The following is an 18320-nucleotide window of genomic DNA, read 5'->3' as shown; positions in this document are numbered from 1 at the left end:
ATAGCCCTCGCCAAGCTCAACCTAGGCGGATACCAAATCAAGCTCCCCGACCGCTCGTGACCCACACAAGCAGCCGGAGAGCCCAAGATTCGACCCAGAACCCTGATCCAGCGCGGCGGGAGGAAACGGGCGATAGCGTAGGGAACGTGGCCATCATCGGACTCATCGGCAGCGGCAACATCGGCGGCACCGTCGCCCGGCTCGCCGTCGCCGCCGGACACGAAGTCGTCCTGAGCAATTCGCGCGGCCCGGACACGCTGGCCGACCTGGTCGCCGACCTCGGCCCGCTCGCCTCGGCCGGAACCGTCGAGGAGGCGGCCGATCGCGGCGAACTCGTGCTGGTCAGCATTCCGCTGCGGGCGTACGCCACGGTGCCGGTCGAGCCGCTGGCCGACAAGCCCGTGATGGACACCAACAACTACTACCCGCAGCGCGACGGCGACATCGCCGCCCTCGACGACGGGTCGACCACCAGCAGCGAGCTGCTGCAACGGCACCTCGGCCGGGCGAAGGTCGTCAAGGTGTTCAACAACATCAACTTCCGCCATCTGCTGTCGCTGCCCCGCCCGGCGGGCTCGCCCGATCGGACGGCGTTGCCCATCGCGGGCGACGACGGGCTCGCCAAACAGGCCGTCAGCGACTTCCTCGCCGAGCTGGGCTACGACGCCGTCGACGCGGGGCCGCTCGGCGAGGGCGGCCGGCGCTTCCAGGTCGGCACACCGGCGTACGGGCTGCCTTATGGCCCGATCAGCGATCCGGTGGGCACCCCGGCGCCGATCCCCGTCATCGAGGCGGCGCTCGCGCGCGCTTGACGGTTTTCCCCACGCCTGCACGAGTTCGCGCCAGAATGGAATGGTGACTGAGAACCGGACAGGTCAGGCCCTCGGCATCGACATCGGGGGATCGGGCATCAAGGGCGCACCCGTCGACCTCGCCGCCGGGCACTTCTCCGCTGACCGCGTACGGCTGCCCACGCCGGAGAAGGCGACCCCGGAGGGGGTGGCCGAAGTGGTCGTGCAGGTCCTCGATCAGCTCGGCGTGGCCGGCCCGGTCGGGATCACCCTGCCCGCCGTCGTCCGCCAGGGCATCGCGATGACGGCCGCGAACATCAACGAGAAGTGGATCGGGACGAACGCGGTCGAGCTGTTCGAGCGGGCGACCGGGCGTCCGGTGACCGTGATCAACGACGCCGACGCGGCCGGGATCGCCGAGATGCGCTTCGGCCGGGGGCACGGCAATCGGGGCGTCGTCCTCATGCTCACCCTCGGGACCGGTATCGGCAGCGCGTTGTTCGTCGACGGGGCGCTCGTGCCGAACACCGAACTCGGTCACCTGCCGCTGCACCACGGGGACGCCGAGGACTGGGCCGCCGCCTCCGTACGCGAAGAGGACGACCTGTCCTGGGGCGAGTACAGCCGGCGGCTCCAGGCGTACCTGGAGCTCGTCGAGCGCCTGCTGTGGCCGGACCTGATCGTCGTCGGCGGCGGGGTGAGCAAGAAGGCCGACAAGTTCTTGCCACGCATCAAGCTGCGGACCGAGATCGTCGCGGCCGAGTTGTTCAACGACGCCGGGATCGTGGGCGCGGCGCTGTCTGTCTGACTCCTTCCCCGTGACAGCAGCGCTTTCCACGTGACACGGGCGTGGACAGTGGATGGAAGTCCGGTGGAAAGGCGCGCCCGCCAGGCTGATGGCAGTTCACCGCAAAGCCACAAGGAGGCGCGATGAAGACCATCAGCAAGTGGGGCGACCGTCTGCTCAGCCGGGCTCTCGGCACCGGCACCGCCGGCGCGTGCGTGCCCGAGCACGGCAACTCCTGCAGCTACTGGAAGAGCGACGGCCACTGTTCGAGTGGTGTCTTCTTCCAGACCTACTGCAGCGGCGGCACCATCAGCTGCACGGGTTCGTGCAGCGGCGCGAGCTGCGTCAGCAAGAAGCGCGGCGCCTGCTGACAAGGCGCACCGGTGGGGCCGTGGTAGGACGGCCCCACCTCCTCATCTGCTCGCGCACCCCCGTGGAGGTAACACCATGACCGCCGTTCTCACGGCCGCCGTCGTCGTCCTCACCGTCCTCACCGCGATCTGCCTGCTCATGCTGTCGGCCGTAGTACGCCGCCTGCGGGCGATCGAGGAGCGCCTGGGCGGGCCTGAAGCCACGTTGCCCGAGGTGGGCACTGCGATCGCCGATTTCCACGCGGTCGACCTCGGCGCGACCTCGCTCGGCCGGTCCGATGTGGAGGACGGCACCGTCCTGTTCGTCATGCCGGGCTGCGGCCCGTGCGCCGAGCTGCTTGCCTCGCTGGCCGAGCGCCCGGTCGGCGCGCTGACGGCGTTCGTCGCCGGGGACGCCGCCGACGAGGCCACCCAGGAACTCACGCGCAAGGTCGGCGCAGTCGCCGGTCGGGTCGCCGTCGTCGCCGAGGGCGGCGAGGTCACGGCGGCGTTCGGCGGGGTGTCCAGCTTCCCGACCGTGCTCCGGATCGCCGACGGCGTCGTCGCCGCCGCGGGCCGGTCGGTCGACGCGGTCGCCCCGGCGCTGGTCGCGGCCTGACATGAAGGCGGCGCTCGGCCTGGCACTGCGGCACGCGGCCGGTCCGACCGTCGTGCTCGGACTGGTCGCGCTGCTGTCCGGAGTGCTGCCGGTCGTCGTCGCGTGGCTGGCCAAGCTGCTCATCGAGGCGCTCGTCGCCGGGACGAGCGCCCGGCACGCCATCGGGCTCGCGGTCGCGGGAGCGGTCGCAGCCGTCGCGATGGTCGCGCTGCGGCAGGTGGGCGAGTACGCCGGACTCCTCGCGCGCCAGCGGATCGCGTTGCGTACTCAGGACGCGCTCTACGCGCGGGTCGATCGGTTCGTCGGCCTCCGGCCGTTCGAAGATCCGTCCTTTCAGGACAAGCTGCGGATCGCGGCGCAGGGCGCGCAGGAGGCCCCCGCCGCGGCCACGGCCATGCTCGTCGAGGGCGGCCAAGCCCTCGTCACCACCATCGGGTACGCCTCAGTGCTGCTGGCCCTCTGGCCGCCGATGGCCGCCGTGGTGGTGGCCGCCGCCGTGCCGGCGTACGTCGCTTATCGGAACGCGGCACGGCGATCGGCGCGGGCGGTGACCGATTCGGCAGCCGCCGCGCGGCGGGCGTACTTCCTGACCGAGGTGCTCACGACCGCCTCGGCGGCGAGCGAGATCCGCCTCTACGGCTCCGGCCGGCTGCTCCGGTCCCGCCTGCTCGACGGGCTGACCGCCACCGCGTCGCTGCACCGGGCGGCCCAGCGTACGCAGATCCGCGCCGCGCTCGGCGTCGCCGTGCTCAGCGCCGCAGTGGCCGCCGCGGGGACGATCGTCGCCGTGCGGGGCGTCCTCGACCACCGTCTCTCGGTCGGCGACCTCACCCTGTTCACCGCGGCGGTCGTGGGCGTCCAGGGCGCGATCGCCGGCCTGCTCAGCCAGTACGCCGAGACGAGCGCGGCGATGCTGCTGTTCCGCGACTACCGCGAGATCATGGCCGCTCCGCCGGACCTGCCCGTCGGCGAACACCCCGTCGAACCGCTGCGCCAGGGGATCGAGCTGCGCGACGTGTGGTTCCGGTACGCCGACGACGGCCCGTGGGTGCTTCGCGGGGTCGACCTGTTCCTGCCGGCCGGGCGTACGACGGCTCTGGTCGGGCTCAACGGTGCGGGGAAGAGCACCCTGGTCAAGCTGTTGACCCGGGCGTACGACCCGACCCGGGGGAGTGTCCTATGGGACGGCGTGGACCTTCGGGCGCTGCGCCCGGACGAGCTGCGCAACCGGATCGGGGCCACCTTCCAGGACTTCGTCCGCTACGAATTGACCGCCGGGGAGAACATCGGCATCGGCGATCCGTCCCGAGTGGACGACGAGGCCGCGGTGTCGGCCGCCGCGTACGCGGCCGGTGCGGCGGAGGTCGTCGACGGGCTCCCGAAGGGGGCCCGGACCATGTTGAGCCGCATCTTCTTCGACGACGACGCCGACCCCGGCGTGTCCCTGTCGGGCGGCCAATGGCAGCGGGTCGCCCTCGCGCGGTCGATGATGCGCACCTCGCACGACCTGCTCATCCTCGACGAACCCAACTCGGGGCTCGACGCGCTCGCCGAGCAGGACCTCCAACGTCGCGTACGCGAGCACACCGTTGGGCGTACCAGTCTGCTCGTCTCGCACCGCCTGGGGACCCTGCGCCACGCCGACCAGATCGTGATCCTCGCGGGCGGCCGGATCGTGGAGGCCGGGACGCACGCGGAGCTGCTCGCGGCGACCGGCCGGTACGCCGAGCTGTTCACCGCGCAGGCGGCCGGTTACCTGGAGCCCGCGTGATCCCGCTGGCGTTCTTGCTGGTCTTCCGCCGGTCGCGGTTGCGGTGGCTGACCGTACGCGGCATGAGCATGGAACCGACCTATCTGGACGGTGACCGCTTGCTCGTGGTGCGTTCGCGGCCTCGGACCGGTGCGCCCGTCGTCTTCGAGGTCCCCGCGGCTGAGGGCCCGTCACCGGTGCCGACGGACGTCGACTGGCTGGTCAAACGGGTCGTCGCCACGGCCGGGCAACCCGTTCCGCCGGACCTCGCGCAGTGGGGCGCCACCGTGCCGGCCGGGCATTTCCTCGTGCGCGGCGACAATCCACGCAGCCTGGATTCGCGGCACTTCGGGTTCGTCCCCGAGGGCGCTGCGCTCGGCCGCGTCCTGCGCGCCTACCGCCCCACCCGCTGACGCCCCCCCACCCGCTGACGCCCCCCTCACCCGCCCGCGCCCGCCGCACCCCGCGCCCCGGGCGCGTTGATCATGGTGTTTACCCCCTCGACACACCGGCGAGACCGCAGTTAACTCCATGATCAACGCGACGGCGACGGCGACGGCGACGGGGGTGAGGGTGGGGGGAGGGGGAGGGTGAGTAGCCAGGCTTCGACGCGGGGGACGCGGAACGACGAGATCGCCCGCAGCGTCGTGAGCGCCGCCTCGCCGACCGTCCGGGCGTCGGCCGGCGAACCGGCGGCGAACAGCCCCCGGGCCAGCTGGAACCGCGTCCAGCCGATGATGTGTGCGTTCCCGGCGATCTCGGCGTGGTCGAGGGCCTGGCGGAGTTGGGGCAGCGCCAGGTCGGCCCGGTCCCGGTCCAGCTCGGCCTGCCCCAGTACGCCGAGACACCGAGCCAGTCCCATGTGGAATCCGATACGGGTGAAGTGCTGCCGCGCGGTCATGGCGTACCGGCGGGCGCGGTCGGGGTGGCCGGCGGCGAGCAGCGCCTCGGCCAGGTACATCGCGATGAACGGCAGGTTCACCCGGTCGCCTGCCGGGGCGAGCAGGTCGTGGGCGGAGTCGAGCGCCTTGACCGCGTCGTCGGCCCGCTCCTCGTTCAGGAGCATCACCGCCGCGATGGCCAGCGCGTTGGCCTGCCCGGCGACGTCGCCGCCGAGATGGAAGGCGGAGACCGCCACGTCGAGCAGTTGGCGTACGGCCGCCGGGTCGGCTCCGAACTCCCGGCCGGAGTTGGCCAATGCCAGCCAGACCGAGCCGTGCTGGCCCGTGACGTGCGGGGCTAGCCCGGCGATCGCCGCGGTTCCGGCGGCGAACGCGGTACGCCGATCGCCGCGCACGCGGGCACAGCTGCCCACTGTGGAGGCTGCGAGGGCGGCCCGATGCCGATCCCCGAGCCGCAGATACATCCGGCGTGCCGATCGGGCGGCTCGCATGCTGTCGGCGTACTGCTCCTTGCCGCGCAGCGCGCCGGCGTACGCGAGCATGGCGGCGGCCCGGGTCGATGCGGGCACTCCGGGCTGGGCCGCTGCTTCCTGTGCCGCTTCCGTCAGCACGAGCAACTCGTCCGGGCCGCTGCGGGTGGTCACGTAGTTGACGGCGACCGTCGCCAGGTCGGCCGCGTCGGCGTACCGGCCCCGGCTGGCGAGCTGGACCAAACCGGTCTGGATCGCCGGGAGGTGCCCGTCGAGCCAGCTCACCGGGTCCGCCGCGAGCTGCCGCTCGTCCGCCGCGATCGGGTACGCCGACACGACCGGGGTGGGGAAGTGCCGTGCGGTCAGCCCGCCGTCGGCGACGGCGACAGACCAGGTCAGCGTGGCGTACACGACGGCGAGGATGGCGTCGGTCAGCTCGCTGCGGTCGCCGCGGTCGAGGACGAAATGGCGTACGGCGGGGTGCATTTCGTAGGTGGGGGTGCCGCAGACGAACCCCGCCGGGTCGAGCAGGTTCGCCGCGACCAACTCCTGCCAGGCGCCGTCCGGCGTACGCGCGGTGTCGGGCGCGAGCAGCGGCGCGAGCCACACCGGATAACGGGTCCACTGGAGTTCGGCCAGCCGGCGCAGGACGCGGGCGGCCGACCCGGAGAGCCCGGAAACGCTGCGCGACAGGGCGTCGCCGAGGACGAACGGCGCGGGCGGGCCGAGCCGGGCGCGGACCTCCTCGGCCGTCCACTGCGGACGGGACGCGACCGCCGCCCCGGTGGTCAGCAACGCCAGCGGCAGCCGTCCACACGCCGTGGCCAGGTCGTCGATCGTCTCGCCAGGCAGCCGGGCCTCGCCGACCAGATCGCGTAACATCTCGGCGGCGGCGGCCGGATCGAGCGGCGTCATCGGGACGACGCGCATTCCGTCGTGGCGCCCGAAGTCCTCCCGGCTCGTCGCGACCACCGCACCGCAGCGGCCGCCCGGGAGCAGGTCGCGTACCTGCTCGGCGGCGAGGACATCGTCCAGCACCACGAGGATCGCCGACTCGGCCGTCACCGTCCGCCACCGCTCGGCCAGCTCGGCCCGGCTCATCGGCAGCTCAGCGGGCCAGCCCAGATCGCGGAGGAACTGCCGCAACACGGTGTCGGCGGTCACCGGGCGGGCGTCGGCGGCGGTGAGGCGGGCGTACAGGACGCCGTCGGGGAAGGCGGCGCGCCGCCGTTCGGCGACCGCCCGCGCCACCGCCGTCTTGCCGATCCCGGGCGGGCCGGTCAGCAGGATCGCCGCCGGACCGGTCACGTCGTCGGCGGCCCGATGCCGGTCCAGGTAGGCGTCGATCTCGCCCAGCACCCCGCCGCGCCCGTAGAGCCGCCCGGCCTGGGGCGCGGACTGCCGGGGCACCGGCCGCTGGTCGGCGGGCTGCTCGCGGAGCAACTGCTCATGCAGCCGCTCCAGCTCGGCCGACGGATCGAGGCCCAGTTCGTCGCGCAGCCGCTGCCGTGTGTCGCGATAGACGCGCAGCGCCTCGGCCCGATGCCCGCAGCGCGCCAGCGCGACCATCCGGTGCCGGACCAGCCGCTCCGAGTCCGGGTACAGCTCGCTCGCGGAGACGATGTCGGCCAGCACCTCCGCGTGCCGGCCGCGGGCGAGTTCGGCCTCGAAGAGCAGCTCGTACGCCGCCGCGCGGGCGCTGTCGAGGTGTAGGCAGAGCCGGTCGCGCAACCGGTCGTCGAAGGCGTCGGCGAGCACCGGCCCGTGCCAGAGCCCGAGAGCCTGCCGGAGCCGGCCGGCCCGATGCTCGGGATCGTCCACGGCCGACACTTGGCGTACCTGGTCGAGGAAACGGCTGGCGTCCACTCGCGACGGATCCACTCGGATCACGTAGCCGTCCGGCCCCGAGCCGAGCACCGGCCCGGCCGAGCCGAGATCGCGGCGGATACGGGAGGCGTACGTGGACATCGTGGCGGCCGGCGACACCGGCTGTTCGGCGTCCTCCCAGAGGATTCCGGCCAGCCGATCGGCCGGAATCTCCACGGACGGGGTCAGGAGCAGCGCGCCGAGCATGCGGCGCTGCTGGCGGCGAGCCAGGCGGACCGGCTCGCCGTCGACGTAGATCTTCAGCGTCCCCAAGATCGCTACGTCGAGCACGTCGCGATGGTACGCCGAAGATCGGCTGCTTTAGAAGATCGGATCGCGTGTACGCGTCCGCTTGAGCTCGAAGAAGCCGTCGGTCCCGCCGACGAGCAGGACGCCGTCCCACAGCCGCCCGGCCGCCTCGCCCTGCGGGGCGGGGGTGACCACGGGGCCGAAGAACGCGATGAGCTGCCCGTCCGGTCCGGGCACGTGGATGACGGGCGTGCCGACGTCGTCGCCGACCGGGTCCATCCCCTCGTGGTGGCTGACCCGCAACGGCTCGTCGTACGCCGGGTCGTCGGCGGCGTCGGCCAGCTCGGCGGGCAGCCCGGCGGCGGTCAGCGACGCGACGTAGAGGTCGCGTCCGCGCTCCTGCTTCTCCAGATGGATGCGGGTGCCGATCTCCGTGTAGAACGCCCGCACCGCCTCGTCCCCGTGCTGCTGGGCGACGGCGATCGCCACCCGGACCGGGCCCCACGCGTCGTCCAGCAGCTCGCGGTACTTCGGCGGCAGGTCACGGCCCTCGTTGAGGACCGACAGGCTCATCACGTGGAAGCGGATGCGCACGTCGCGTACGCGTTCCACCTCCAGCAGCCAGCGCGAGGTCATCCAGGCCCAGGGGCAGACGGGGTCGAACCACATGTCGGCGGAGGTCGTCATGCGTACAGCTTTGTTCAGGATTCAACCAACCGCCAGGAGCAGGAGAGCGACGTCACATCGGCGGGGTGACCCACTGGCGGTGGGCCACCCGTGCGCGCCCCGCTAGTGCAGCGGCTCGGGATCGAGCAATACGCCGTCCGGCCCGACTCGCGCGACCGTCGCGGCCACGGTGTCTGCGTACAAGCCGATCAAGCGCAGTCGCCCGGCGGAGCTGGCGGTGGCCACGGCCGGATGGGTCGCGAGGTTGTCCAGCTGGGCCAGGATGTTGAGCCGCGCCGCGTCGTCCATGGTGGACGGACCGAGCGCCGCGTGCCGCAGCCAGCCGTGCCGAGTACGCAGCGCGGCGCGAATTCCGCCGCAGGGTGAGTGCCCGCAGACGATGACGGTGGTCACGCCGAGGACGCTGACGGCGTAGTCCACGGCGGTGTCCATGCCGGGGTCCTCGCCGTGACGCGGCACGAGGTTGCCGATGTTGCGCACACAGAACTGATCGCCGGGGCCGCTGCCGGTGATCAGGTGCGGCACGATGTGCGAGTCGGCGCAGCCGATGAACATGTGGCTGGGCTGTTGACCGCCCGCGAGGAGGCCGAGCACCGCGGGCGGGGCGTGCTGGGCGTGGTAGGAGCGCAGGCCGGTCTCCAGCCGCGGGGTGACGTGATGCGGGGCGAGCCAGCGGTGCACCGGCTTGCGGCGGGCGGGCCGCCGCCCGGCGGTCAGATGGTGGCTCGGATCGGTGACGGCGACGTTGCCGCCGCGCCGCCGGTAGTCGGCGACCCAGCCGCTCAGCGCGGCCTGCGCCGCGTGGTCGAGGAAGTCCGCCCGCAGATCGAGGTGGACGTTGCGGCCGGGCGGGATGTCCCGCAGTACGCGAGTCAGCCGCGCGGTGGTGAAGAACAGCAGGCTGCCGCTGATCCTCAGATGGTCGCCGTCGAGGCTGATCTGACTGTGGCTGAGCCGCCAGAGCCCGAGCGCGGCCGCCGTCGCGACGCCGAGGGCGACCCCGGCGACCAGATTGATCGCGACCACGCCGATCGCTGTGACCAGGTAGGGCAGGATCTCCCGATGGTGGCGCAGCTCGCGCAGGTGCCCCGGGTTCACCAGGCGCGCCCCGACGACCACCAGCAACGCCGACAACGCCGCGAGCGGCACCAGTTCCAGCAGACCGGCCCCGGCGAGGGCCAACGCGGCGACCCACACTCCGTGGAGGATCGTCGACGCCCGCGTACGCGCACCGGCGGCCACGTTGGCCGAGGAGCGCACGATGACCCCGGTGATCGGCAGCCCACCGGCCAACCCGCTGACCGTGTTCGCCGCGCCCTGGGCGAGCAGTTCGCGGTCGAGGTCGGCATGCCGTCCGCTGTGCAGCTTGTCCACCGCGACCGCCGACAGCAGGGTCTCGACGCTCGCGATGAGGGCGACGGTGAGGACGGCGAGCGCGATGCCGCCCCAGTCGCCGGTCGGCAGCACCGGGCGGGTCAGCGCGGCGAACGGGTCGCTCGGCAGGTTCAGGCGCGGCACCTGCCAGCCGAACAACGCCACCGCGGCGGCCGCGGTGGCCACCGCGGCGAGCGCAGCCGGGACGCGCCGCACGTACGGCAGGCGCGGCCAGCCCAGCAGCACGCCGACGGTGATCGCCCCGACCGCGGCGGACTCGATCCGGTCGAAGCTCAGCGCCGCGGGCAGGCTCACCAGGTTCTGCAGCGGCGTCTCCTGCCCCGGTACGCCGAGCACGACACACAGCTGCGACAGCACGATCACGACGCCGATCCCGGCGAGCATGCCGTGCACCACGGCCGGGGGAAGGTTCAACGCCAACCGGCCACGCCGGGTGAACCCGGCGGCGACCTGCACCAGACCCGCCAGCAGCGTGATCGCGCACATCGTCGCCCAGCCGTAGTCGCCCACGAGCCCGAGCACGATCACGGTCAGCCCCGCCGCCGGGCCGCTGACCTGCAAGGGCGCGCCGCTCAAGCCGCCCGCCACGATGCCGCCGACCACCGCCGCGACGAGCCCGGCGATCGGCGGCGCACCCGACGCCGCCGCGATGCCGAGCGACAACGGCACCGCCAGCAGGGCCACCGTCATCGACGCCGGCAGGTCGGCTACCAGGAACTCTCTTCGTAAGGACATGTCCACCCCCGTGTGGGACGCCCCACCGCGTGGGACGTGTTCGGCGCCCGGGGCGATATTCGCAAATCGGGCATTGGCGGTGGATCGTAGCGATACGGTCTGCGGATCGGCGGCTCGTAGCGACCGCGTGTCGCTGGCAGATTCCTGAGCTTCGCGGGCGGTTCGCGCTGGATCAGGGTTCTCAGTCGAATCTCGGTCCAAGATTCGACCCGGAACCCTGATTCAGCGCGGAAAACATCCGTCGATGTTATGCATTTACATATCGTTGAGTAGAGCTGAAAATCCCTCCCATGAGACGCTTCCTTCTCCTCCTGACAGCGCTGGTCGCTGCAGTCCCGGCGGCCTTGACGGCGGCCGCCCCGGCGCAGGCGTACGCCGGCGCGTTCTTCCCGACGCAGAGCAGCGGCAACCGCGGCGCGGACGTGCTGGCGATCCAGCACCTGCTGGCGTACCACGGGCAGGCGACCACCCTGACCGGCGTCTTCGACACCGCGACCGTCACGAAGGTGAAGGCCTTCCAGACGGCCAAGGGGCTCGGCGTCGACGGCATCGTCGGCCCGGCGACCTGGGGCGCCCTCGTCGTGCAGATCGGCCAGGGCGCCACGAGCGACGCGGTGAAGGCGTTGCAGGTCGAGCTGAACGCCAAGCGCAATCTCTCGCTGAGCGTCAGCGGCTCGTTCGACGCCGCGACCGACACCGCCGTACGCACCTTCCAGTCCCACGCCGGGATCGGCGTCGACGGCATCGCCGGGCCGATCACCTGGAAGAACCTGGTCTGGCACTATGACTATCCGGCCTTCACGAACCTGTGCGACCAGGACCCGGACGGCAACGGCACGGCGGCGAACTGGGCCACCGCCGCCGCGATCGGCCAGGTGGAGAAGGCGGCCGCCGACTTCGCCGCGACCGGTCAGGGCAAGCTGCCGCTCGGCGACGCCGGGTTCGAGCACGGCGGCGACATCGCCGGGCACGCGAGCCACGAGGTCGGGCTGGACGTCGACGTCTGGCCGATCCGCACCGACGACGCCCAGTGCACCGCCGGGCGCATCACCTGGCAATCGTCCACCTACGACCGGGCGGCCACCCGGCAGCTCGTCCAGATGATTCGGGCGGCGGCGCCTGGCCACATCATGGCCATCTGGTTCAATGACCCGACGCTCATCAGTGAGGGGCTGACGTCGGCGTACGAGGGGCACGACAACCACATTCACATCCGGTACTGCGAGAAGATCCACCCGAACTCGCTCTACGACTGCTGACGCGGTTCGGCGTGGTGACGGGCTTAGTCCTTTTTAGTGCGATTTGATCCGGGAGAGTGCCTGCGGACCGGCAGGCTCGACATACCGGAGGAACTTCGTGCGCGTACTCGTCGCGAGCGCGGTCGCCCTGGCGGCCGCGCTCGCCTCCACACCCGCGATGGCGGCCCCGACCACTGTGGTCGCACAGGGTCTGAACAATCCTCGCGGACTCGCGTTCGGTCCAGACGGCGCGCTCTACGTCGCCGAGGCGGGCGAAGGCGGAGCCGGCCCCTGCTTCCCCGGCCCCGAGGGCGGCGAGTCCTGCTTCGGCACGACCGGCGCGCTCGCCCGGATCAAGAACGGCACGCTGACCCGGGTCGTCACCGGCCTGCCGTCCCTGGCCGCTCCGGACGGCTCCAGTGCGATCGGCCCGTCCGACGTCAGCTTCCTCGGGCTCGGCTTCCTCACCACCGGCCTGGGCGCGAACCCCGACCTGCGCGCTCAGCTGCCGGCGGCCGGGAAGCAGCTCGGCAGCCTCTACACATTCGTCCCCGGTTCGGCCACGCCGACGCTCAAGCGGGTGGCGGACGTTTCGGCGTACGAGAAGGCACACAACCCCGACGGCGGCGAGACCGACTCGAACCCACAGAGCGTGGTGCCCGGACCGGGTGGCCTCGCCGTCACCGACGCGGGCGGCAACAGCCTGCTCGGCGTCTCAGCCGCCGGCGCGATCACGACCCTCGCGGTCTTCCCTGAGCGCGACGGCTTCCAGGCCGTGCCGACCGGCGTCGCGTACCACCAGGGTGCGTACTACGTCGGACAGCTCACCGGCTTCCCCTTCCCCAAAGGCGCGGCGCGCGTCTACCTAGTCGTCCCCGGCCGGCAGCCGCAGATCGTCGCGCAGGGCCTGACCAACCTGATCGACGTCGCGGTCGCGCCGGACGGCACGATCTACGCCCTGGAGATCGCCCACGAGGGGTTGCTCAGCCCGGTACCGTCCGGCCGCCTGCTCAAGATCCGCCCCGGCCGGTCGCCGGTCACGATCGTCGGCGGCCTCGTCCTCCCCGGTGGTCTCGCTCTCCACAACGGGTACGCCTACATCAGCGACTGCGGCGTGTGCGCCGGCGGCGGCCGGATCGTACGCGTACCGCTCTAGCGGTTTGGCCTCACGGGCTTTGGCGCGATCATGAACTTATAGAGGCTCTCGACGGTGTGTCGCCGCCTCCAGTTCATGATCGCGCCCGTTTCCCAAGTGCCGTCCTGTGTTGTTCCGCCATGGTTCCTCCGCTGGGTGGACGCGGTACGTGCACGGTTGTGCAAGCATGCTCGCCATGGAGATCTTCGAGGACTCGCGCGTCATCTCACGGCATGATCTGGCAGCCTGGTTGCGGGCTATCGCTGACCAGCTGGACTCGGGCGGCAAGGTGTTCTTCGGTGCCGGTGGCACCGTGTCCGTCGCCGACAACGTCCACTGTGAACTGGAAATCGAGAGCGAAGGCTCGGAGACCTCCATCGAGATCGAGGTGACCTGGGGCAGAATCGACGCCGAGTCCGGCGATTCCGCCGAGGACACCGAATCGGACGAATCCGCTGAGGCCGCCGAGTCCCCGGCCTCCGAAGACTCCACCGCCGTGACCGTCGCCGCAGCCGCCGCTCCCGTGGCGGCCGCAGTCGTAGCCGCCTCCCTTGTGGACGCCGCTGACGACGAGTCCGACACCGCAGAGGAGGCCGCCGCGTCCGAGTCCGACCCGGCGACCGACAGCTCGGCCGAGTTCGCCGCCGCCGCGGTGGCCGACACCGCCGTCGACTCGAACGAAGACGCGAACGAAGACTCCGAGGACGCACCCGAGGCCGTCGACGCGGAAGCCGCGGACGCCGAAGCGGACGAGGCCGGCGAGTTGGTCACCGAAGCCGACGCCGCTGACGATGACGATGACGCCGACGAGTCCGCCGCCGCCGTCGAAGCGGTCGGCGCGGACGCTACCGACGCCGTCGCGGACCGCGAGGACGACGCGGCCGAGTCGGACTACGCGGCCGAGTCGGACTACGCGACTGAAGTCGTCTCGGAAGCCGACGCCGGTGAAGGCGAGGAATCCGATGACGCCGCTGACATTGTCGCGGAGGCGGATGACGCTGAGGGCGACGACAACGAAGGCGACGACATTGACGGTGACGGCGAGGAGCCGGGTGACGCTGCCGAGGTTGTCGCGGAGGCCGTTGCTGCTGAGGGTGATGAGTCCGACGACGCTGAGGGCGCTGAGGGCGACGAGGGCAGCGCCTCCGAGGTAGTCGCGGGGGCTGACGAGGCTGAGGTCGGCGACGAAGCTGTTGAGGCGGTGGACGCTGAGGCCGCCGATGACGCTGAGGGCGACGACACCGAAGGCGACGACGTTGACGGTGACAGCGAGGAGCCGGGTGGCACTGCCGAGGTCGTTGCGGAGGCCGTTGCTGCTGAGGGTGATGAGTCCGATGACGCTGAGGGCGACGAGGGCGTCGAGGCAGAGGTAGTCGCGGGGGCTGACGAGGCCGAGGTCGGCGACGAAGCTGTGGAGGCAGTGGACGCTGAGGCCGCCGACGACGCTGAGGGAGACGACACCGAAGGTGACGACGTTGACGGTGACGGCGTTGACGGTGACGACATTGACGGTGACGACGAGGAGTCGGGTGACGCTGCCGAGGTCGTCGCGGAAGCCGTTGCTGCTGAGGGTGATGAGTCCGACGACGCTGAGGGCGACGACGGCGTCGAGGCCGAGGTAGTCGCGGAGGCTGACGAGGCTGAGACTGGCGACGAGGCTGTTGAGGCAGTGGACGCTGAGGCCGCCGATGACGCTGAGGGCGACGAAGCTGAGGTGCTCGCGGAGGCTGACGAGGCTGAGGTAAGCGGCGAGGCCGTCGAAGCAGTAGACGCTGAGGCGGCGGATGACGCGGATGGCGACGCTGAGGGCGGCGACGCTGAGGGCGCCGAGGCCGAGGTGGTCGCCGAGGCCGACGAAGTCGCCAGTGCCGCTGCGGAAGCCGATGAGGAAGTCGGCGACGTCGCCAGCGAAGGCGAGGTGGCTGAAGGCGCGGCTGCCTTACCCGTTGCGGTCGATGCTGGGGCTGGTGCGGGCGACGAGGATTCGACGGACGGTGAGGCTGCACATTTTGGCGGCACCGCGGCCGCGCCAGCGGTCGCGGAGGTGGCGGCGGAGACGGCCGCCGAGGGGGACGGCGACGCCGCCGTCGCGGCTGAGATCGCCGATACCGCGGAGCAGGCTGAGACCGCCGAGGCCGCCGAGCAGGCTGAGACCGGTGACCAGGCTGGGTCCGCTGCGCCGGCCGAGAAGGCTACCGGCGTGTACGTCGCGACCGCTTCGGTGCCCGGCGCGCGGCCGACTCCGCCGAGCTTCCCGAGTGGTGCTGCTCCGGCGGCGTACCGGCCGACTCCGACGGTCTATGGCGGCGGCCAGGCCGCTCCGGTGCACGGCGGTGGTCCCGTTCCGGTCGGCGGTGTCTACGGCGCTCCGGTCGTGCCGCAGCCCGCTCAGCCGCCCGCGGCCGAGGCGGACGATTCCGCCGAGTCGGATGTGCCGGCCGATGAGCCGGCCGGCCCCCAGCCGCATCAGCCGGGCGGGCCGTGGCGTCAGGCGTACTAGTTGAGGAAAAGGAGCGGCGGCCTGGCGCCGCCGCTCCTTTGCTTGACCCGCGCGATCAGATGCCGCAGACCGACGCGGACCAGAACTGGCTGGCGCGGTTCGCGACGTGCGTGTGATCGCTGTGGTCCGGGTAGCCGGGACCGAGGATCTCGGCGAACCCGTGGTAGCGAGCACGCTGAGCCATGGTGCAGAACGACGGCGCGCCGGTCAGATCGGCCGCGTCGCCGTAGAGGTGACGGCTGGTGGACGAGCCGCCGGCCGCCGAGTTGCAGGCGTAGCTACGGAAGCCGCTGCTGATGTACAGCGGGGTGCCCAGGTCCTTGCGGAGGGCCTCCAGCTTCCACATCGTGACGCGAGCGTTGAACTTGGCGGTGCTCGCCGAGACGGCGCCGCCCGACCAGTCCGAGTTGCAGTTGTTCAGCTCGCCGTAGGTGAAGTGGATCGGCGTGCAGTCGTCGTCCTGCAGGGCGTAGATCTGCGAGAACGTCTGCGGTCCGGCGATGCCGTCCGCGGAGAGCCCGTACGCCGACTGGAAGCGCGTGACGGCCGCGGCGGTCGCCGGCCCGAACGAGCCGTCGAGCGAGAGGACAGCTCCGTAGCCGGGGTAACCGGACACTCTGATCTGGAGCTGTCGTACGTCCTCACCGGACATTCCCTGCGACAGCGTCCGGCCCCACGTGTAGCAGCCGTCCGCGTGCGCGGGCGCGCCGGTGAACACGAGGGCCGTGACGGAGAACCCGGCGGCCAGGGCGAGCGTGGTGAGGAGCTTGAGGGCGTGTCTGAGCATCGTTGACTCCTTGTTCCGTGGGGGTTGCGGGCGGAGTTGCGCGATGCCGTCCTTGACGGACGGTGCCAGATTTCATCCGGCAGAGACACATTGAAGATTATTGCCGCCTCGTGGTCAAGAGGTGGGGACGCACGTATCCAGACCGAGTCGCTGCGCGGCCTTGCCCCACTGCGGGATCGTGGTCTGCGACATCGTGGTCATGGTGGTCATGGTCTGCTGCATCATCTCCGGCGTCGCGTTGCCGATCTGGTACTGCACCAGGAGATCGGCCATCTGCTCGATGCCTCCGGTCAGCTGCCCGGTCAGGGTCAGGTACGCGTCCAGATCGGTCCGGCGCAGGTCCTCCGGGACCTTGATCTCCCGGAGATCGGCGCTGAACCGGCGCAGCGCCTTGGCCAGGTCGCCGAGTGCCGTGGCCGCCTCCGTCATGCCCTGATTTACCTGACCGGGCGGCGGCAGGCTCGCCATCGACGCGCCAACCTTGAGAAGTACGCCGTTGACGGAGAACCGGACATCGGCGAAGTCCCGCTCACAGGTGGCCATCGCCTTCTGCCGCCACTGTTCGACCGTGTACTTCTCGGGCAGCGCCTGGTAGCCGAACCAGACCGAGGCGACCGCGGCCGCCAGGGAGATGAACCCGGCGAGGATCTTGACGGCGGTACTGAGCCCCGATTTGCGTGGTGAGGCGTACGTGGTGGGCGTGTAGGTGACGGCCGGCGGGGCATGGCGGATCGGCACCGCGGCTAGTGGGGCTTGCGGACTGTGGGGTGCGGCAAACGGGGCCTGGCGGATCTGCGGGGTCACGACCGGGGTCTGCGGCGCGGCGAGCGGCGTTTGGGGGATCGGTGGTGCCGCGGCCAGTGGGGCTCGCTGCGTCGGGATCCAGAACGCCCAGCCGGCGGGCGCGGGCGGCCACGAGGGATCCGGCTTCCAGCCCGGGGGCGGCGTCCAGCCGGACGGCGGCACCGGCCAGCCCGGCGGCGGATTGAACCGCCAGGGCGAACCGGCGGGCGCGGTCATGCCCAGCCCATCTGCATGCGCCGATGCTAGGACCGGCGGCGTACGCGGGGAGTCGCCGATTCCGGCGGTTCGCGGCTCGACTCGGCGACGGCGGCCTGCCACCCGGTTCCGGTGGCCCTGACACCTGGTGCACGGGGCCTGCCTCCTAGTGAGGCGCTTCCGGGAAAAAGTCCGGCCCGGGTGTCGTTTCCGGCGGGCGCTGTCCGACGCATGGGTATAGGCACCGTGACACCGAAGGAGCAATGAGATGAGCAAGGTCTACACCGGCGCGAGCATGTCCCTCGACGGCTACATCGCCGGTCCGGGAGAGAGCGGCTTCGACCATCTCTTCGAGTGGTACTTCAACGGGGACGTCGAGGTGCCGACCGCCTCGGACATGACGTTCAAGCTCAGCCAGCCGAGCGCTGACTATCTCACCGGCTACATCTCGCAGACCGGTTCGCTCGTCGTCGGGCGACGCTTGTTCGACCTGGTCAAGGGTTGGGGTGGGCGGCATCCGCTGGACCGGACGGTCGTCGTCCTCACCCACAGCGTCCCCGAGGGCTGGGCGCCGGCCGACGAGAACTTCGTCTTCGTCACCGAAGGCATCGAGGCCGCGGTCGCCAAGGCGGCCGAGATCGCGGGGGACCAGGTGGTCGGGGTCAACGGCGGGACCATCGCGCGCCAATGCCTGGACGCCGGGCTGCTCGACGAGGTCTGGGTCGACCTCGTCCCGGTCCTGCTGGGCAGTGGTACGCCGTTCTTCGAGCAGCTCGGGACGGCCCCGGTGCTGCTCGACGGTCCAGTGTCGATCGTTCCCGGCGACCGGGTGACCCACCTGCGGTACCAGGTCCGCAAGTGACTCGCCGGCCACCAGGTGCTGTTCAAGACCGGTTCGCGAGTCGGATCCCGCCAGATTTGATGATCATGGTCATTTCCATGTCGCCATGGCAACGCAGAATTGACCATGATCACGGTCCGCCATGATCAGCGGACGCGCATCGCCGTACGTGCGGCGAAGAGGAGCGGGCCGCCCGGGGGTAACACCCCGGGCGCGACC

At 71.4% G+C, this 18320-nt stretch carries 15 protein-coding genes; 10 read left to right on the top strand and 5 right to left on the bottom strand.

All coding sequences use genetic code 11. The features are described from left to right. Positions 1-146 precede the first annotated feature (146 nt). From AB0M47_RS36515 to AB0M47_RS36490, 6 genes are all read left to right on the top strand, one after another. A complete protein-coding gene (locus tag AB0M47_RS36515; protein ID WP_363422347.1) occupies positions 147-812 on the top strand; it encodes an NAD(P)-binding domain-containing protein in 666 nt (221 codons plus the stop codon). Positions 813-855: 43 nt separating this feature from the next. Then, complete coding sequence (gene ppgK / locus AB0M47_RS36510; RefSeq protein WP_363422345.1) at positions 856-1599, top strand: polyphosphate--glucose phosphotransferase; 744 nt, start codon at positions 856-858, stop codon at positions 1597-1599. Positions 1600-1721: 122 nt separating this feature from the next. Beyond that, positions 1722-1949, top strand: coding sequence for a hypothetical protein (locus AB0M47_RS36505; protein WP_253753045.1), 228 nt, complete (start codon positions 1722-1724; stop codon positions 1947-1949). 76 nt (positions 1950-2025) lie between these two features. Next, a complete protein-coding gene (locus AB0M47_RS36500; protein ID WP_363422343.1) occupies positions 2026-2547 on the top strand; it encodes a hypothetical protein in 522 nt (173 codons plus the stop codon). Position 2548: 1 nt separating this feature from the next. Then, the gene (locus AB0M47_RS36495; protein WP_363422341.1) at positions 2549-4318 is read left to right on the top strand and encodes an ABC transporter ATP-binding protein; all 1770 of its coding nucleotides are present in this window, start codon (positions 2549-2551) and stop codon (positions 4316-4318) included. Then, positions 4315-4710, top strand: coding sequence for a S26 family signal peptidase (locus AB0M47_RS36490; protein WP_363422339.1), 396 nt, complete (start codon positions 4315-4317; stop codon positions 4708-4710). Before AB0M47_RS36495 ends, AB0M47_RS36490 begins: the two co-directional genes overlap by 4 nt. A gap of 122 nt (positions 4711-4832) precedes the next feature. Here the strand turns inward: AB0M47_RS36490 and AB0M47_RS36485 are convergent, their stop codons facing one another. The 3 genes from AB0M47_RS36485 to AB0M47_RS36475 all read right to left on the bottom strand — a co-directional run bounded on the left by AB0M47_RS36485 (position 4833) and on the right by AB0M47_RS36475 (position 10601). Next, complete coding sequence (locus AB0M47_RS36485) at positions 4833-7826, bottom strand: BTAD domain-containing putative transcriptional regulator (RefSeq protein WP_363422337.1); 2994 nt, start codon at positions 7824-7826, stop codon at positions 4833-4835. Between the two features lie 30 nt (positions 7827-7856). Further along, a complete protein-coding gene (locus AB0M47_RS36480) occupies positions 7857-8471 on the bottom strand; it encodes a disulfide bond formation protein DsbA (RefSeq protein ID WP_363422335.1) in 615 nt (204 codons plus the stop codon). 102 nt (positions 8472-8573) lie between these two features. Beyond that, complete coding sequence (locus tag AB0M47_RS36475; RefSeq protein WP_363422333.1) at positions 8574-10601, bottom strand: bifunctional SulP family inorganic anion transporter/carbonic anhydrase; 2028 nt, start codon at positions 10599-10601, stop codon at positions 8574-8576. Between the two features lie 290 nt (positions 10602-10891). On the opposite strand from AB0M47_RS36475, the gene AB0M47_RS36470 reads away from it, so the two are divergent. The 3 genes from AB0M47_RS36470 (at position 10892) to AB0M47_RS36460 (ending at position 15474) form a co-directional block, all read left to right on the top strand. After that, positions 10892-11860, top strand: a complete 969-nt coding sequence (locus AB0M47_RS36470) for a penicillin-insensitive murein endopeptidase (protein WP_363422331.1) — start codon at positions 10892-10894, stop codon at positions 11858-11860. A 97-nt stretch (positions 11861-11957) separates the two neighbouring features. Continuing rightward, complete coding sequence (locus tag AB0M47_RS36465; protein WP_363422329.1) at positions 11958-12995, top strand: ScyD/ScyE family protein; 1038 nt, start codon at positions 11958-11960, stop codon at positions 12993-12995. Positions 12996-13170: 175 nt separating this feature from the next. After that, positions 13171-15474: an amphi-Trp domain-containing protein gene (locus AB0M47_RS36460; protein WP_363422327.1), complete on the top strand. Its 2304-nt coding sequence runs from the start codon at positions 13171-13173 to the stop codon at positions 15472-15474. A gap of 55 nt (positions 15475-15529) precedes the next feature. On the opposite strand, the gene AB0M47_RS36455 is transcribed toward AB0M47_RS36460, so the two are convergent. Continuing rightward, positions 15530-16261, bottom strand: coding sequence for a D-Ala-D-Ala carboxypeptidase family metallohydrolase (locus AB0M47_RS36455; RefSeq protein WP_363422325.1), 732 nt, complete (start codon positions 16259-16261; stop codon positions 15530-15532). Between the two features lie 114 nt (positions 16262-16375). After that, positions 16376-17281 (bottom strand): hypothetical protein, encoded by a 906-nt coding sequence (locus tag AB0M47_RS36450; protein ID WP_363422323.1) that lies wholly within the window; start codon positions 17279-17281, stop codon positions 16376-16378. Between the two features lie 247 nt (positions 17282-17528). On the opposite strand from AB0M47_RS36450, the gene AB0M47_RS36445 reads away from it, so the two are divergent. Continuing rightward, positions 17529-18122 carry a dihydrofolate reductase family protein gene (locus AB0M47_RS36445; protein WP_363422321.1) on the top strand — a complete coding sequence of 198 codons (594 nt, stop codon included), beginning with the start codon at positions 17529-17531 and terminating at the stop codon, positions 18120-18122. Positions 18123-18320 lie beyond the last annotated feature (198 nt).

This window comes from Hamadaea sp. NPDC051192, from assembly GCF_040682475.1.
GTDB lineage: Bacteria > Actinomycetota > Actinomycetes > Mycobacteriales > Micromonosporaceae > Hamadaea > Hamadaea flava.
Note: the sequence above shows the minus strand (reverse complement) of the source record. Positions and strands in the feature narration are given on the sequence as shown.

Bases quoted from the DNA above. Each gene is read 5' to 3' on its own strand.
- AB0M47_RS36460 (WP_363422327.1), top strand. From the start codon at position 13,171: ATGGAGATCTTCGAGGACTCGCGCGTCATCTCACGGCATGATCTGGCA.
- AB0M47_RS36455 (WP_363422325.1), bottom strand. From the start codon at position 16,261: ATGCTCAGACACGCCCTCAAGCTCCTCACCACGCTCGCCCTGGCCGCC.
- AB0M47_RS36505 (WP_253753045.1), top strand. From the start codon at position 1,722: ATGAAGACCATCAGCAAGTGGGGCGACCGTCTGCTCAGCCGGGCTCTC.
- AB0M47_RS36450 (WP_363422323.1), bottom strand. From the start codon at position 17,281: ATGACCGCGCCCGCCGGTTCGCCCTGGCGGTTCAATCCGCCGCCGGGC.
- AB0M47_RS36480 (WP_363422335.1), bottom strand. From the start codon at position 8,471: ATGACGACCTCCGCCGACATGTGGTTCGACCCCGTCTGCCCCTGGGCC.
- AB0M47_RS36470 (WP_363422331.1), top strand. From the start codon at position 10,892: ATGAGACGCTTCCTTCTCCTCCTGACAGCGCTGGTCGCTGCAGTCCCG.
- AB0M47_RS36445 (WP_363422321.1), top strand. From the start codon at position 17,529: ATGAGCAAGGTCTACACCGGCGCGAGCATGTCCCTCGACGGCTACATC.
- AB0M47_RS36500 (WP_363422343.1), top strand. From the start codon at position 2,026: ATGACCGCCGTTCTCACGGCCGCCGTCGTCGTCCTCACCGTCCTCACC.
- AB0M47_RS36475 (WP_363422333.1), bottom strand. From the start codon at position 10,601: ATGTCCTTACGAAGAGAGTTCCTGGTAGCCGACCTGCCGGCGTCGATG.
- AB0M47_RS36495 (WP_363422341.1), top strand. From the start codon at position 2,549: ATGAAGGCGGCGCTCGGCCTGGCACTGCGGCACGCGGCCGGTCCGACC.